Here is a 17,380-nt window from a genome sequence, read left to right as displayed (position 1 = left end):
GTACTCACCCAATTATCCTTATTCACGCTTGGTTACACGTTCCATGCTTTCACCCGCGTCTACGTTTTTTACCACGCTTGTTAGGCGGTACGTTTTGTCGTTGTTGCACACGTTGTTGTGCCGACATGACTACCGGCGAAAATTCTTTCATCACCCGTCGGTATACGTCGCGTTTAAACGACACCACATTGCGAATGGGATACCAGTAACTTACCCATCGCCAGTCATCAAATTCAGGATGACCGGTTTTTAACACATTGACGTCTTTTTCGTTGCAATCGAGTTGCAACAAGAACCACTTTTGTTTTTGTCCTATACAAACAGGGTTGCTACCTTGGCGAATTAATCGTTTTGGCAGTTTATATCTAAGCCAGTTACGGGTAACACTTAAAATGGTGACATCTTTCGGTGTCAGTCCTACTTCTTCGTGAAGCTCGCGGTACATAGCTTGTTCAGCAGATTCCCCTTCATCAATTCCGCCTTGAGGGAACTGCCATGAATGTTGACCATAACGTCTTGCCCAAAATACTTGACCCATTTTGTTGCAAATCACTATGCCCACATTCGCACGGAATCCATCGGCATCTATCACATAGACTCCCGGGCACACTATACTGTTATATGTTTTCATTCTTCCACAAACTATGCTCCAATCATAGTGTTAATGTTCACTATGGCTTTTCAATTAGGAAATTTATAACAAATATGCATCTCCCCATGTCTCCCCCAGTATCCTCTGATGACTTACTTGCGCGCTGTCACGCTATTGCAGGGCTTACGTTAGGGGAATTAGCCGATATGGCACATGTCGCTATACCTGAGAACCTACAACGTCACAAAGGGTGGCCTGGTATGCTGATTGAAAAGTGGTTAGGTGCAAGCGCAGGCTCTAAGCCTCAACAAGACTTTCCGGAACTTGGTATAGAACTCAAAACTATTCCGATTGACAGACAGTTTACACCTTTAGAAACCACGTATGTCTGTTTTGCGCCTTTACTGATGGCACCAGGTGTGACATGGGAAACCTCAAATGTGCGAAATAAACTTCAACAAGTCTTGTGGCTACCAGTAGAAGGAGAAAGAACCATTCCACTGGCTGAACGCCGAGTAGCAACAGGTTTTTATTGGCGTCCGAATGAAGACGAAGACATGCTACTAAGAGCAGATTGGGAAGAGCTTACCGAACAAATTATCACAGGATACGTTGAATCCATTACCTCTAGACAGGGTAATGCACTTCATATTCGACCTAAGGCTGCAAATGGAAAAGTACTCACCGACGCATTAAACCCGGACGGTGAGCGAATTAAAACCCGTCCGAGGGGCTTTTACTTGCGTAAAACGTTCACCCAAAACATACTGGCCAATGCGTTTTTTACGCCTTAGTCTACAGTTTATCTGGTCGATACGTTTTAGCGACAGTGAAAGCCCGTAGCGAAGGTAAAAGCCCTTAGCGAAGGTAGAAGGTAAAAGCCCTTAGCGATGATTTAAGTGCTTAACCAAATAGTCACTCAAGAACTTCTCAGAATTAATACCCATGCGCTTGGCGACTGCGGCTAATTTAGCATCGCTGTGTAGTAAGACATTTTTGGCATACTCCAAACGATAGTGCTGCATAAAACGACGAAAATTCTTCTTTTCACTTAGTCGCAGTGCCAGCGCAAGTGATGTAGGGTCAATATCAGCCCCCTCGCAAAATTCCGAAAGGGTAATAAAACGAGTTTTATACACTTTAGACTCTATCGTATAACGCTCTGCTTTTGACACAGTATGACTAATTTCATAGGGCGTTGCTTTACCTGAATCTAAACGTTCGTAGTCAATTGGAGACGGTAAGCTATTGCGCACGAATGTGAGTGAAAAGAGCACTGCCAGCAGTGCACTACCCAACATTAAGTGATGAAAGCTTTCCCAAAATGGTATTTTCAAAAATCCAAATGTAGCGGCAGTAACCAACAAAATACTCATGAAAGCTACGCCAACGACGCTGCCCAGCACACCTGCCAAGCGAGGCATTCGAAGACCTTTTATATCAACTGCTTGCTCGGGCAAATGACGATGATACATTTGAATATGCTCGGTAATAAATATACCAATGAGCAAAACACTGAACCCAGTTAATAGAGACGTTATGTACAAAGGCCAATAAGCAAGAGGGTCACCTATTGGTGAAACACTGAGCCATTGCTGCTTTTGACCAGTAGCGATAAGTAACATACTGCATTGCACCACAGCTGTAACGATCACGGGCAGCCACAACCTTTTTCGAGCAGACGGTTTAGCAATCAACATAGGCTTGATTGCGCGGTAGCACAAGGTAATTGCGAGCACTGCAAATACCTCTGTTAAGCCATAAATAACCGTGAATTGTGAGGTTTGTAGCAGGCGCAACACTTCATCAACCATAAACAATGGCCAACACAGAAAGGCGCCTATTAAATACGGCATGCTGGTAAGATTTACTTTAAACAGTACCAATCTACCTAGGCCTACAACATACAAGCCTAACAACACATACAACAGATACTCATGTACAACTGAGGTCATTGTAACTCTCTATTATTGAAAATTCGCTTAATTACCAATAGATCTCACGTTGCATGGCAACTGTGCGAGTTCTCTCCATTACACGGATAAGTGTGGTTAACTTCTCCGCCGTCCATTTTCTTAACTCGTTATGAGATTCCAGGTCAGCATCATCAACTGAGCGCTTGAGCATTAGCAAGGCGTTCAATTCATCAATACCTGTTAATAAATCTAGCCAAGGTGCACGAAAGTTGCCACGCTCTTCAACAAACAAATCGCCTAGCAAAAAGCCACTCCACAACGTTTGTCTTAATACTATTTCAACAGCGACGTAGTTAGCCGGCCCCATTGTTTTGCTCAATGGCATACTTTGCTGTACCGTTTGCCAACCTTGAGACAGCCATCCCTTTGCGTGCTCTAGTACCGTGTGATCATACCCAGTTGCCACTTTGCGCCACGGTTTATTTTGGACTAGTTTAATTGCCAGAATTTTGATATCGGTTGCATCGTTATCAAACAACAACTTTTTAGGCTCATGGGCGTACAACAAGCCGGCCTGACGACCTTGCAAATAACTCACCATAGCGGGGTGTTTATTCAGCGCTTTGTTAAACAAACTTTTTTTGGACAGTAAATAGCGCAAGCTTTGAAGATCGTCTTGCCAACGCCATTTTTGCGCGTGATTGACCAGCTTTTTGTGTAGTGAGAGTAATTCTGGGCACTGTAAGACCGGCAGATATAAAGACACGCTCTGAAGTAATAGGCGAATACTCTTCTCAATTTCCGCCAACATCTTGATAGATTCACTCTCACAAAAGATATATTCGTGATGTTGCCAATGAGCCAGTGCCGTTTGGACTGCTAAACAAAATGCCTCTTCAGTGGATGTATCATCATCTAAGGCAAGGAAATCAGGAAGTGGGTTTATCTTGGCATTAAAGCCATGCAGTAATTGATAACCTTGCGCAGCTTTAGAAACATCACTTAGACGCACAGGCATATTGTCATTTATTAATGTTGCCAAGGTGAAAAGGCTATTGATATCACCTGAGATCAACTCTAATTCAATTTCATTAATGGGCGAGCTCGCCTTATCGGTGCATGCTTCTCCACAATCTAAAACCAATTCAACTTTACTTTCTCCCAGCTCTAACATGTAAGCATTACGCGTAAAGTGTGTACTGAACTGCTTAGTTAGGCCGGCATTCTTTTCTGTAACATCCCAATCTCGAGGCCATACATCAGCATCAAATAGGGTTAAATCCGGTTGCGGGTAATTCAGCGGAATATTAAATTCAGAGCGCGTATGCAAACCACCACTGACCACACCATTGGTTTTAAGGGTTTGTTCGTATCGACCATCATTTCCGCGTACGCGAAAGCCCATTTTTTGATTTTGAAAATCGTGCTTGTTCGTATCGTAGTAGTCATTCTCCAAACGCATTTCTCGATGGGACGCTACATGAATACTGTGTTTTTCAAACAAAGGGAGTACGCTTTGTGTAAAAGCGTGGTGAGCATGCTCACCGGTAACAAATTTTAATTCAATTTCAGACATGGTTGCGCTAAGGCCTGTTGCTCTTCAAACACCCGCCTTGTCTACACGACACACAGATCGCTGCAAAAACACACAGTATAGATCAGCGGTCCCTAGACATAGCTGTAGATGGTTACACCTTACCTTTGTCGATGGGTTTTCGCAATGTGATTAGTACTGTGTTGAATTAATTGCCAATGTGTTTAAAACGGGAACAAACTTGCCTTTACTGCGGTCAACCAATACCATCGACATTTTTAAACGCAGAATTGGACCTTATATGATTCGAAAGTGGTTAGCAGCAACCCTTATTGCATGCTCTTTTCAAGCATTTTCGCTACAAGACACCGCCGATTTAGAAGCATCGTTATCTCATTACATCAGAGATGACTTATTTATTTTCATACACACGGGCCCAAGTCGTAATTATCGCATTTTAGGCTCGGTCGTGGCAGGAACGCCTATTACGGTACTAGAAGAAAATAGTGAAACCGAGTTTACTCAAATTACCGACAATGAAGGACGTACAGGCTGGGTAGAAAGTCGATTTGTTACCTCGACCATGTCACAAGCAGAGCAATTGCCCAAATTGCGTGAAGCGCTAACGCAAACACAAGATAGCTTGCAGACGGCACAATCTGAAAACGCAAGAATGCGACAGCAACTTAACGATGCGCGCCAGCAAGTGTCCGAATTAACAACAGAGAATGAATCTCAAGCCAACACAATAAAGCGCTTAACAGCACAGGTAGACAACGCTGATAATGAAGAAATGGTCATGTGGTTTACCCGCGGCGGTATTGTAGCTGGGGCTGGAATATTATTGGGTGTATTGTTAACGTTTATCCCTAAGCGTCGTCGTCGCAACAACGAGTGGATGTAAATTATCTCGTCTAGCCTATTTCCCTTTGAGCCGAGATTTATCGGCTCATTCGGAGACTCATGATCTTCCTTTCTTATTACTGAAGAGTGAGTACAACTCGATAGCCTGTCGCCCTAAGGCCTCTTTTGTTTTGTTCCGCTTCTATTATTTCTTTATCGGTATTTTTTAGATCCACCGACTCATGAAAATAACCCCAATTAAGTTTTGCACATAACTTATCAATAAGCTTTAAACCTATTCCGAATCCACCGTCTAAGTTGTTCCCTTCAGAGTACTGAGGCAGCACCACTCTCTCCTCTGCTACTAACTCTAACTCTTCGTTTAGAACGGTAAGTGAATTACCTAAAAGACGAATTGTAACCTCACCTTCTTGGGTATGCTGATAGGCATTTCGAATAACATTACCAATGACGATTTCACTTGCCGTTCTTGGTAGTGTTAATTCGCACTCGTTGAGGTCAATTAACACGTTCACATCTTTGCCAGACAATAAGTACATTAAGTCTTGGCTAAGCGTTTCAACTAAGTCTTTAACATTAACTGTCTCTCTCGGCAATACAGCGTTTTCATCTCTTCCAAGCCAAAGCAAGGTTTCAGTTAAATCAGTCATTGTCTTTGAAGCATGATCAACACGTGATAGCGCATTATTGCCTTTGGTGTTTGTACTATCGATTACACGATTTAATAAAGCAATGCTGCTTCTTATCACTGCTATGGGCGTTCTAAGCTCGTGACTGGCGTGATTGACAAACTCCCGCTCTCGATTAAGCGTGTTACGCACATTCTGTAAACTGCCGTGTATCATACTTGCAAGTACATTGAGTTCTTTATAACGAAATTCTGGAATAGGCTTGTCTAGCTCATTTTCATCGAGAGAGGCTGCCCACAACTGAAGGGATTCGATAGGACGAGATACACTGCGCATCAAGAAAAGAAGCGCAACAAAGAAAGAAATCATAGCTGCAATTCCCACAATAGCACTGTAAATTACATGATTGATTCTAAAGTGCTTTCCACCATCAGAAGGCGGGGCAACAAAAACTTGTGAAACGTAGCGCTTTTGCCCATTTTCCAACGGAACTAATATCGCAAAATACGCAGATAGTGGGCGTGAAAACCAGTTAGGCTTGTTGATGTTTTTCATTAACAAAAAAGGCATAAAACTTTCTTCAGCGAAGCTCTGTTTTACTTCGCTGGGCAAGTCATCATAATTAGCATAGACATGAAAGCCGAGTATTTGAGCATGATTACTATTACCAAGTTCGGTGCTTTGCGCCGCTCGTATCATCGTATTTCGAAGCATTCCGTCCATACCATCGAAAAAGCTATCACTGCTTTGTACAGAGAAAAGCACAATAATTACCGCCGCCAAACTTAACAACGTCCATAAAACATATCGTCTTAAGCTGATACGAAGACCGCTTACCATTAATCAGCCCCTTGATTGTTAGTTTGTGATAACTGGTTTTCTTTATCCACATTAGTTGCTTGTTCTGGCTTTATAACCAAGCAAAAACCTGTGCTCGCTATCGCCTTCACTTCAATATTAGCATTTGCATTAACTAACGATTTACGTAAGTTATGAAGATGAACTTTAAGCGCATTACTTTCTGGTGCGTCCTCTCCCCACACAGCTTCAACTAAGCGTGCCCTAGGCATAACCCTACCTCGCTTTTGTAGCAATGCTTTCAGCAGCGTAAATGCTGTGGGACTTAGCTTGATAGGCGTGCTCTCCACATTGACCACCTCGTTTCCCACTTCCAAACTTACATTACCGAAACTCAGTTTTTTAATCTGCGAAGAGCGCCTGTGTGACAGCGCTTGGACCCGAGCGACAAGTTCAGGCATATCAAACGGCTTTACTAAATAATCATCAGCGCCTTTTTGAAACCCTTCTAGCTTGTTTTCCAATTGATCACGGGCGGTAAGCATAATGATAGGTGTATCATTGCCATCATCGCGTACTTTCTCGCATACGCTTAAACCATCAAGTCGCGGTAAATTAATGTCCAGCACTACAACATCAAACGGATGCTTTTGGATAAGAGACAGCGCGGCCACACCGTTTGCAGCGTGGTCGCATACCATGTTTTCAAGCTCCAAATAGTCGATAATATTGCCCGCTAGGCCCAAATCATCTTCCACTAGCAAGACACGGATCATTAGCCGTACTCTCCTTTGTGGGTTTAACCAAATACTTTGCCACTAATCGGCTTACATCGTCATAAATTAACAGTAAAGCCGGTATTAATAAAAGTGTGATGACGGTGGCAAACAAAATTCCATACCCTAGCGACGCCGCAGCCGGAATTAAGAACTGTGCTTGTACCGAGGTTTCGCCCAATATGGGGTACAAACCTACAAAGGTGGTAATTGAAGTGAGTAGCACGGCACGCAAGCGACTAGTACAAGCTTCGATAACTGCTGTTTCCACTGGCACACCATCTTCTCTCAAAGCATTAAATCGTGAAACTAATAGCAAGCTGTCGTTAACCACCACACCGCTTAGCGCCAATATGCCGTTTAGAGAAAGTAGACTAATCATAAGTCCATTCGACCAGTGGCCAATAATAGCACCAACAATGCCGAAAGGGATTGCGGTCATAATAATAAGCGGCTGAACATAGGATTTAAGCGGTATTGCTAACAACGCGAAGATAGACAACAAGGCTAATATAAACACGCTTTGCATTGAACTTTGTGTCTCAGCTTGCTGCTCAGCCTCACCAGCAAAATAAAGCGATAAGTCTTGATACTGGCGTGATAGCTGAGGAACGAACTCGCTATTTAGGTTTTTCACTAATTCTGTAGAAGTAATAACATCGCTATCCACCGACGCACTTACCGTAAGAGCACGTAAGCCATCTATACGAACAACCTGCTTTTCTTGTACATCTTGAATAACGTTAGCCACGACAGAAAGTGGAACTACTGTGCCATCATCTAGGCGCACTTGGGTATTCATTACATCAGACGGATTCATCCTATCTTTTTCAGGGTAACGCACCCGCACTTTTACTTCGTTTTTGTCGCGCAAATAACGTTGTACAATTTCTCCACCAAATGCTTTTAACAGTTGCTGCGATAGGCTTTGCGTATTTAATCCTAAAGCTCGTCCTTCAGGAGTGAGTTCGAAGCGCATCATGGCTTCGCCGGGTGTCAGCGAGCTTTCTACCGCGTATACGCCATCGATACTATTTAGTACTTCAATAAAGGCATCATTAGCCGCCGTCAGGGTATCGTCGTTAATGCTTTTAATTTCAACGTTAAACCCGTCAACCATCTCTCGTCGTGAGCGTATTTTTAGGCTTTTTACTCCTTCTAAATTGCCGGTTAGAGCATTCCAGCGCGCTGATAATTCATCGAGAGAATAAGAAGAGTCTTTATCAAGTGAAATGGTGATGGTTCCACTTTGATCGCCACTTGCCGTCACTTGCAAACTACTAATGCCGCTCTTAGTCACGCCTTTCTCTTGTGTTAATTGACGATCTGCCTCAAGCGCATTTCTCTCTAGCAGCATTAAGTTGCGTTCGTTCTGCCCATAGCTCGCATCACTATAAAGCGACATATTGGCCGATACCGTGTCGCCCTGCATGCTAGGGAAGAAGCTCACTCTTACCGCGCCTGTTAACGGTAAGCTAACCACCATTATAAAAAGTGCAATAAACAACAATACAGCGGCATAACGGTAGGCTACGGTAATGTTCAACAACCGTTGATACACGCGATAGTTAAACCACTGAAGTCCATCATCCGCTTTTTGTTGCACTTTGTTCCACAAGCCACCTAAGCCTTTGCGGGCTTTCTGTTTCGTTGGCAGATGGGCTAAATGAGAAGGTAAGATCAGCTTTGATTCCACCACCGACAACAATAAACACAAGGTAACGATAGTGCCGAACTGAGAATAAAGCGTACCTAAGCCGCCCGAAACGTTTGATAAAGCGAAAAAGGTGGCCACCGTGGTCAAAACCCCAAACAGTGTGGGAACAGCCACTTTATGAGTACCTAAAATGGTGTTTTGAAGTGTATCGCCGTGCTGTTTACGCGTGGCGTACACACTCTCCCCCACCACCACGGCATCGTCCACCACAATACCAAGGGCCATGATAAAACCGAATGTGGTCATCTCGTTTAACGTCATTCCCGTATAGCTGTCGGTCATGAAGTACAAGGTGCCGAAGAAGATAAACGGCAAGCCTGCCGCCACCCAAAATGCTACACGTAAATTAAGAAACACTGCAAGAGTAACAAACACCAACACAATGCCCATAAGCGCGTTGTTGGTGAGTAACGCCAATCGCTCAGTAATAAGCGTGCTTTTGTCATACCAGGTTTCAAGCTCTACGCCTTCGGGCAGTACACCTTTTTCGTGCCATTCATCCACTACTTCGTGGGCCTGCTGCACCATTTTGGTCACGTCACCATATTCATCCATGAGCACTTGAATGCCGTACCCATTGGAACCGTTGTAACGTGATAGGTGATAGCTATCATCGGCAAACATATCGCGTACTGTAGCGACATCGCCAACAGTGAGTATGACGCCATTGGTATCGGTAATCAGGGGAATGTTGGCAAAATCTCTCGCCCAGTAAGACTGTTCAGACGCTTTTAAACGAATCACCTTTTCTTTGTTGCGCAAGCTGGTGGTAAGCGCGGTATTCGACTCCTGGTTAACGGCATCAGCTACGTCTGACAGCGTTAATCCGTAGGCTTGAAGCTTGCCTTCGTCTATTTCAATAGACATCATAGGGTCAACAAAGCTGCCTGCGCTGACTTCGCGAATGTCGTCTGTTGCTAGTAAATCTCGCTCTAATTGCTCACCCAAGTACTGAAGCGTAGCATGGTCTACATCACCATAAAGCTGCACCCAAATAGCATGTTCTTGTCGGCGTGCTTTGCTAATAACAGGGTTTTCAGCATCAGATGGAAAGTTAGAAATACTATCTACTTCGGTTTTGATGTCGTTGAAAAGCGTGTCTAAATCGTATTCGGTTTCTTTTTCTACCTGCACACTTGCGCCGCTGGCGTTCGAGGTAGACGTAATTCGCTTAATCCCCGGGATCGCTTCCAGAGCGGTTTCAATTTTGATAGCTATGCCTTCTTCAGCTTGTTTAGGATCACCGCTATCGTATGTCATCGATATGGTAACAAAGCGCGGTTCCATACTAGGAAACGCTTCTTTGCGGATATCATTCATAGAAACCAAACCAAGCACAATTAGGCTGATCATCAACAAATTGGCCGCCACCGAATTCTGTGCAAACCAAGCGATAACTCCCCTGGAACTTTGCGCATTGTCTTTAGGTTCTTCGCTCCCACCCAAAGGTGCACCGCCTCGATTGTTAGTCATTGGCTCGCCCTCCTGTTTTTCCTTCTATCACAGGCTTTACTTGCGCATTCACCAAGTAACTATTTAAAGGCCGCGCAACCACAAGCGCTTGGCGTATTTCGTCAACCTGTTCTGACATGCTGTCGCCGCTAACGTTACCCGAGGTTTTACCCGCAACATTACTCACAATATCGCCCGTAACTTCACTGGTTTTTGGTGGGGTGATGTAGGCATAACCTTCACTTTCAAACAGCACCGAAGGCGTAAATTTTGCCAACTGCCCGGTAGATGGCATTACTATCCATACTTCTTGCTTTTGCGAGATAGCAGAAGCCGGCAGTTTCCACACATTCTCAAGTACTCTACCTTCAATATCGGCCTGCACAAAGCTGCCGAATAAAAGAGGCGTGGAATATGCTAACGGCTTTTCAATAGCAGCAATGGCGTTACGCTGCCGTGTTGTATCGCTTTGATGCCATTCAGCGCGTACGATATTGGCATCCCAGGTATTTCCCGTAGTAGTATCGGTAAGCGTTACCGACCAATTAAGGGGTACATCACCAGACAACTGCGTTTTAGAACCAGAAGGTAATTGAGCCCATTGCCTAGGTGAAAGGCCAATAGCCACTTCGGCAATATCTGCAGAATAGAGTGTGGCAACGGCACTACCAGCTTGAACATAGCTCCCTAGCGCAATGTCACGGCTGACTACCAACGCATTGAAAGGGGCACGTAACGCGGTAAACGCCAAATCTCGCTTGGCTGAATTTACACTTTGCTCGGCTTCATCCAATGTTGCCTGAGCGGCTTTTAGCTGTGGTTCACGCAATACCAACGTCGACAGTGGCTCTCCATCAAGCCCTGAACGTGTCCACTCATCTTTCGCTTGAATACCCTGTAATCGCTCTTCTTCTAGGCTTACCAACGCGGTTTGATAAGTTGCAGTGGCACTTGCTAACGCCTGTTGATAGCTGGTGTCATCAATACGTGCCAATACCGTATTATCACTAACCAATGCGCCGGTTTTAAAAAGTGGCGATACGTGGGTAACTTGACCACTAACCTGTGCGACTAAGCTCAAACTATCTTGCGGAACAACCTGACCATACCCCCTCACCTTAGCACTATAGCTGTCGGCGGTTACATCAATAACGCCTACTTGCGCTAGGTGAGAATCACTAGTTTTCTCTTTTTCTAATGCCCGTGTAGACAAAACGTCTGTGGTCACATCACTACTATGTGCACTTTCACCATTTACTGCTTTCTTTGCTTGAAAACCCTTTTTTGATTGCTCAGAATTAGCGGGCATTTCCTGAGGCATTGACTTCGAAGCTTCCTGCGGCCTGGCGCCTGGGTGCTGGGCGCCCATATTTATCATGGTATACATGACCGCTAGCGCAATACTTGCAGCGGCGAGTAAGGTTACAATCATTCGTTTGTTTCTCATTGCGACACTCCAAGGCCAAGGGCTAGGCCTAAGTCAATTCGGTTTTGTAGTTTCTGGGCGTTAAGCTCAACTGCTTGAGCTTGTAGGTTAAAGCGCGTGTCATACACGGAAAGTACGTCCAAGATATCAGCAAGGCCTTGTCGATATTGACCTTCAATGTTAGAGACGCTGCGCTCTGCATTCGCTAACGCCACATTGGTGTGGCTAATTCGAGCACTCAATGCGGTTTCGCTATCCAGCGCATTTTGGGTTTCCTGCACCGCCGTTAATAGCGTTTCGCGATACTGCCACCAAGCGTTGGCTGAGGTTAGCTTTGCATCTTCAACTTGCGCCCTTAAAGCGCCCCCCTGAAACAGTGGCGCAGTCATTTGCCCAAGCAAACTCCATAAAGGGTTAGTAAACAAAGCTTGTGAAGGTGTGGAGGCATTATCAGAAAAGGACGCTGATAAGCTAATACTTGGCAACAGCGCTTTGTAGGCCACATCGACTTCAAACTCTGTTGCTTTTAACGCATAAAAAGCCGCCTGAAGATCGGGTCTACGCGCTAGATCCTGTTTAGGCAAAGTTGTCAGCGGCAATAACACGTCGGGAAAACTAACTTGCGTGTTGAGCTCGTTTAGCGACTGGTCTTGCCTGCCTAAGAATACGGCCAACGTGCGCTTTGCTGTTAACAGTGCATTTTCATATTGAGCAATAGTAGCGCGTGTATTTGCACTGCTTGTACGCGCAGTATCTAAATCGTCTAGGCTTCCCAGCCCAGTGCTATAGCGCTTTAAGATAACGGCTTCGTTATTTTCTAATACCATTAACCGAGACTGTTCAATATTCAGTAATTGCTGCTGAGTAAGTATGTCGATATAGCTTCTTATTACGTTAGCGACCAGAGAATCTCTGGCTGACTGATAGCTGGCTCTGGCACTTATTGCATCTAAGTTTGCTGCACTTATTCCATCGCTGATTTTTTGCCATAGGTCCAGCTCCCAACTGACGTTCATGCTCGCACTATAGCTCGGACTACTCGTGTTTGAGCTGTTGTTTAAGTTGGTAGATGCACTGCTATTGGTGGATTCACTTTTTGACGCAGAAAAGCTTACGTCAACATTAAGGTTACTATCCGCTTTTGCGCTATCAATGGCTACTTGTGCTTTTCTAAGCGTTATTAGCGACTGCTGCAGACTAGCATTAGAAGACAAGGCTTCATCAATGTAACCGGCTAAGTGGGCTAACTCTTTGAAATCAATGACATCGGTTAACGTCGTGTCCGAATTCAGCAGCAAGGTTTGTGTTGATTCTTGTTGCCGTGCTTGAGACTGCCAGACGACGTTGCTCCCCGTTGACGTAGATGCCGATTCGCTCAACACTCTGTCATCAGTACTTGCGCATGCAGACAGCAAAATGCAAAGGGTAATACTATTTACCGTCAGTTTTATCTTGCCCATTACTTGTGCCTATTACTTGGCGCATAGCTTACTTTCGAAGGTCTATGCGCAGCCTTTTTAAATTAACTGACACGAGTATTTCAAACGCAGGGTTAAGGCCCGGTTAAGGAAAGAAAAAGGAAAGGGTAAGGTATTAGAAAAGCTGAAAGAAAATCCAAGGTAAGCAAAATAAAAAGGCCAGCTTAACGCTGGCCTTTGAATGAGGTGTTGTGAAGATAGCTATTTTATTAAGTAGCTATCTTACCAAGAAGGTAATTACCACAAGCATTATCGCTTATTCATCATCTTCAACTAAGGTCATCAATGACGTGTTTCCACCTGATGCCGTAGTATCAATACTGATGGTCTTCTCTGTCATCAAACGTTGAATCAAGTTGTCGTTATACTCTGCGGTGATAACTGGCAAAATTGCACCTTCGCGCGATGAAAGCATGGCTGTGATACGCGCTGTACGCTGGGTACTTGAATCTACAACAACGCCTGACAAATCTTCGTCCATCAGCAAGGTGTCTAAATGCGCAAGACGTGCAACTTGGAATAGACCAGATGGCGCGCCTGTAGACTCAAACTTGTTCTGAATTTCTACGGCTTCCTCGTAGAATATTTCAGACACAACCGACACTACAGGGTTACCTGTTGATAGTGCAGTTACAATAGACAATAACCAGTATTCAAAAGTTACGTCCTTATCGGCAAAACACACCAAGATACCACGAGGCTCAAGGTACAGCTTATTAGACTCGCCTGTTGGGCCTGGCAATGTTTGTGGCTTCGCCAACTTACGCTCAACACTGGTTAGCTGTTGACGTGCTGTAGCCAAGGTACGGTTCAAATCGTCTGCCAACTCGTCAACAATATCGACCTTAGCAATTTTTGCTAGCAGCTGACGAACCATGGAAATGCGGTCGTTCAACGCAGTGTGTCGCCATTGCCCTTCTACCGCTTTTGCCTTGTCCATCATAACATGGGCGCGTTCTGCAATTTTTTCATCACCCACTAACGCTGCATCTGTACTGTCGACGTCCTCAATGTGTGATGGTTTAGGCGTTGCACGCTCCATCATTAAACGCGGTAAGTAGTTAGGGCCACCCGCTTTTGGCCCTGTGCCTGACAGACCTCGACCGCCAAATGGCTGCACACCAACAATGGCACCAATCATATTGCGGTTTATGTATACGTTACCCGCACGGCTCTTAGCAGCTAATTCATTCGCACGCTCTTCAATGCGAGAATGAATTCCCATGGTCAAGCCGTAACCTGTACTATTGATTTGCTCAAGTACGTTTTCCAGCTCTTTAGACTTGAATCTAACAATGTGAACCACCGGGCCGAAGACTTCTTTCTCAAGTACATTAATGTTCTTGATTTCATACAAGGTTGGCGTAAAGAAGGTACCGTTTTCAAAACCTTCTGGCATGTCATTGCGATAAAGTAGCTTTGCTTTGTCTTCCATGTATTTCTGATGATCGGTCAGGCTCTTAAGTGCCTTTTCATCGATTACAGGACCAACATCAGTGGCTAGTTGTGTTGGGTCGCCGACGGTAAGCTCTTTCATTGCACCAATCAACATATCAGTGAGATCGTCAGCAATATCTTCTTGTACAAACAATACGCGTAGTGCTGAACAGCGCTGACCCGCACTTTGGAAACCTGAATGGATAACATCGTCAACAACTTGTTCAGGTAGCGCTGTTGAGTCAACAATCATACAGTTTTGACCACCGGTTTCGGCAATCAATGGTACTTGCTCTCCACCGCGCTCTGCTAGTACTTGTGAAATAAGCGTTCCAGTTTGTGTTGAACCAGTGAACATAACCGCTTTAATGCGCTCGTCAGGTAGCAAGGTGTCACCCACGTCTTTGCCTGGTGCAATAATGAGTTTTAGTGCATCTTCTGGTAAACCAACGGAATGCATAATATCAACTGCACGCTGAGCAATAATGCTGGTTTGCTCAGCAGGCTTTGCAATAACCGTATTACCTGTCACCAATGCAGCAGCGACCTGTCCCAAGAAAATGGCAAGTGGGAAGTTCCACGGGCTGATACAAAGTACTACGCCACGGGGAAGTAAGCGTTGATCTTCAGCCAGCTCTTCTGCGCGTACCGCATAATAGCGACAGAAATCTACCGCTTCGCGCACTTCATCAATACTGTCTTGTGCCACTTTGCCAGCTTCTCGCATACAAATTGCGATAAGCTCTGCCATATGGCGTTCTAGGGCATCTGCGGTACGGTTGAGAATTTCGGCACGCTCTTTAACATCGCGTTTTGACCATGCATCAAAGCCCGTATCAGTCGCGCCAAGGGCCTTTAACATGTCATCAGGTTTGGCATAATAGTGATAGCCCACAACATCGTTGTGATCAGTAGGACTACGCACAGGCGTAGCACCCTCTGGTATTTCGCCTGTCACTTTGTAATGCTCTTGCCAGCGCTCTAGCTCGTGCTTAAGCGCAGTGACCGCGTTGGTGTCAGTAAGATCTAACCCTCTGGAGTTATCTCGCTCAGGTGCATACAACCCACGGGGTGTTTTGATGAGTTTGTTATAGCGCACTTTAAGACGCTGGGTTTTCTCTACTGGGTCTTCTAGCAGTGACTCAACGGGCTTTTCATCATCCACGATGGCGTTTACAAAAGAAGAGTTCGCACCGTTTTCAAGAAGGCGACGAACAAGGTAAGCCAATAGGTCTTCATGCTCACCTACTGGTGCATATACGCGACACTGAATTTTGTCTTGTGTTACAACTTGGTCATACAGGGTATCACCCATGCCGTGTAAGCACTGGAATTCAAACCCTTCTTTGTCGTCACCCGCTAGCTCAACAATGACAGAGGCAGTGTAGGCGTTGTGTGTAGCAAACTGCGGGTAAATTGAATCGCGGTACTCAAGTAAGCGGTTAGCACAGGCGTGATATGACACATCCGTTGACGATTTACGCGTAAATACAGGAAACTCTTCAAGCCCAGCTTGTTGAGTCAGTTTAATTTCTGTATCCCAGTATGCGCCTTTAACTAAGCGCACCATCAATGGACGCCCTACTTCTAACGTTAGTGCACGCAAATGCTCGATAACGTGAATAGCGCGCTTTTGGTATGCTTGAACCGCCAAGCCAAAGCCCGACCAACCATTGAGGTCTTCGTCGCGAAATACCGCTTCAATAATATCGAGTGATAACTCAAGTCTGTCAGCTTCTTCAGCATCAACTGTCAAGCCTATGTCGTATTCCTTCGCCATCATGCACAGTGCTTTTAGGCGAGGAGGGATCTCTTCCATCGCGCGCTCGCGGTGCGAAAATTCGAAACGTGGATGAATGGCAGAAAGCTTGACAGAAATACCGGGAGAACGCTTTGGTCCACGGCCATTTGCCGCTTTACCAATAACTTTTATGGCTTTTACATAGGCATCGTAATAGCGGTCGGCGTCACGCATGGTGCGGGCGCCTTCACCTAGCATATCGTATGAGTATACATAGCCTTTAGTTTCTTTATCTTTTGCACGCTCTACCGCATCTTCGATAGTTTCACCCATTACGAATTGGCGACCCATGACGCGCATGGCGATATTCATAGCACGGCGAATTACCGGCTCACCCAATCTACCCAAGGTTTTCTTCAATAGGCCAAACTGCTCTTGTTTACGCTTATCGGCGTAATTCACCATGTTGCCGGTAAACAATAACCCCCATGCTGATGCGTTAACAAAAAGCGAATCTGAATTACCTAAATGGGGAGTCCACTGTCCTTTTGACAGTTTATCGCGAATGAGCTCGTCTTGTGTTGCTCTGTCTGGTACGCGCAGTAAAGCTTCGGCCAAACACATTAACACCACACCTTCGGCGGTAGACAATGAGTACTCGTTTAACAGTGCATCAACACCACCGTGCCCTTCTTGTTCACGGCGAATTTGGAGTACCATTTTCCGTGCTCTTTCCCAAGCGCGACTTCTCGCACGAGGGTTTACCTCGGCAATAGGCAATATTTGATCGACGGCCACCGACTCACTAATGCGATAGTAATCTCGAATACGTTGGCGTAGGGGTGATGTTGTGTGAAGTGTGTCGTTAATGAGCATTGCAACCCTTTCATAGAAATAGCTGTAACAAAAAAAAGCGTTCCTGCCGTGATAGGCCTACCCACGGTTACATGGAAGCGACTAAAAAACAAGCAAAGTAGCTACTTTGCAATTACGCATCGTTCTTATCTTTTAACTTTATTA

Annotated in this window: 11 protein-coding genes; 2 read left to right on the top strand and 9 right to left on the bottom strand. The window is 45.0% G+C overall.

Features of this window, described 5'->3' with window-relative positions:
• Positions 1 to 49: 49 nt before the first annotated feature.
• Positions 50 to 592, bottom strand: a complete 543-nt coding sequence (rppH, locus tag EYR97_RS17925) for an RNA pyrophosphohydrolase (RefSeq protein WP_131095138.1) — start codon at positions 590 to 592, stop codon at positions 50 to 52.
• 113 nt (positions 593 to 705) lie between these two features.
• Between rppH and mutH the strand changes: the two genes are divergently transcribed.
• Complete coding sequence (mutH, locus tag EYR97_RS17920; protein WP_131095137.1) at positions 706 to 1,386, top strand: DNA mismatch repair endonuclease MutH; 681 nt, start codon at positions 706 to 708, stop codon at positions 1,384 to 1,386.
• A gap of 90 nt (positions 1,387 to 1,476) precedes the next feature.
• Here mutH and EYR97_RS17915 read toward each other — a convergent pair whose 3' ends face one another.
• The gene (locus EYR97_RS17915) at positions 1,477 to 2,547 is read right to left on the bottom strand and encodes a DNA mismatch repair protein (RefSeq protein ID WP_131095136.1); all 1,071 of its coding nucleotides are present in this window, start codon (positions 2,545 to 2,547) and stop codon (positions 1,477 to 1,479) included.
• 31 nt (positions 2,548 to 2,578) lie between these two features.
• Positions 2,579 to 4,084, bottom strand: coding sequence for an inorganic triphosphatase (locus EYR97_RS17910; protein WP_131095135.1), 1,506 nt, complete (start codon positions 4,082 to 4,084; stop codon positions 2,579 to 2,581).
• 259 nt (positions 4,085 to 4,343) lie between these two features.
• Between EYR97_RS17910 and EYR97_RS17905 the strand changes: the two genes are divergently transcribed.
• Positions 4,344 to 4,946, top strand: a complete 603-nt coding sequence (locus EYR97_RS17905) for a TIGR04211 family SH3 domain-containing protein (RefSeq protein ID WP_131095134.1) — start codon at positions 4,344 to 4,346, stop codon at positions 4,944 to 4,946.
• A 76-nt stretch (positions 4,947 to 5,022) separates the two neighbouring features.
• Here the strand turns inward: EYR97_RS17905 and EYR97_RS17900 are convergent, their stop codons facing one another.
• The 6 genes from EYR97_RS17900 to putA form a co-directional block, all read right to left on the bottom strand.
• Complete coding sequence (locus EYR97_RS17900; protein ID WP_131095133.1) at positions 5,023 to 6,375, bottom strand: HAMP domain-containing sensor histidine kinase; 1,353 nt, start codon at positions 6,373 to 6,375, stop codon at positions 5,023 to 5,025.
• Entirely contained in the window at positions 6,375 to 7,109 is a 735-nt protein-coding gene (locus tag EYR97_RS17895; RefSeq protein WP_131095132.1) for a response regulator transcription factor, read from the bottom strand. The genes EYR97_RS17900 and EYR97_RS17895 overlap by 1 nt, the downstream gene beginning before the upstream one ends.
• A complete protein-coding gene (locus EYR97_RS17890; RefSeq protein WP_131095131.1) occupies positions 7,081 to 10,299 on the bottom strand; it encodes an efflux RND transporter permease subunit in 3,219 nt (1,072 codons plus the stop codon). Before EYR97_RS17890 ends, EYR97_RS17895 begins: the two co-directional genes overlap by 29 nt.
• On the bottom strand, positions 10,292 to 11,725 hold the full coding sequence (locus EYR97_RS17885; RefSeq protein ID WP_131095130.1) for an efflux RND transporter periplasmic adaptor subunit: 1,434 nt from the start codon (positions 11,723 to 11,725) through the stop codon (positions 10,292 to 10,294). Before EYR97_RS17885 ends, EYR97_RS17890 begins: the two co-directional genes overlap by 8 nt.
• Positions 11,722 to 13,164, bottom strand: a complete 1,443-nt coding sequence (locus EYR97_RS17880) for an efflux transporter outer membrane subunit (protein WP_131095129.1) — start codon at positions 13,162 to 13,164, stop codon at positions 11,722 to 11,724. Before EYR97_RS17880 ends, EYR97_RS17885 begins: the two co-directional genes overlap by 4 nt.
• A gap of 274 nt (positions 13,165 to 13,438) precedes the next feature.
• Complete coding sequence (putA, locus tag EYR97_RS17875; RefSeq protein WP_131095128.1) at positions 13,439 to 17,236, bottom strand: bifunctional proline dehydrogenase/L-glutamate gamma-semialdehyde dehydrogenase PutA; 3,798 nt, start codon at positions 17,234 to 17,236, stop codon at positions 13,439 to 13,441.
• Between the last annotated feature and the right edge of the window lie 144 nt (positions 17,237 to 17,380).

The sequence above is a fragment of the Alteromonas sp. KUL42 genome (assembly GCF_006538325.1).
Classification (GTDB): domain Bacteria; phylum Pseudomonadota; class Gammaproteobacteria; order Enterobacterales; family Alteromonadaceae; genus Alteromonas.
The sequence above is the reverse complement of the archived record's forward strand: the minus strand, read 5'-3'. Positions and strand labels throughout refer to the sequence as shown.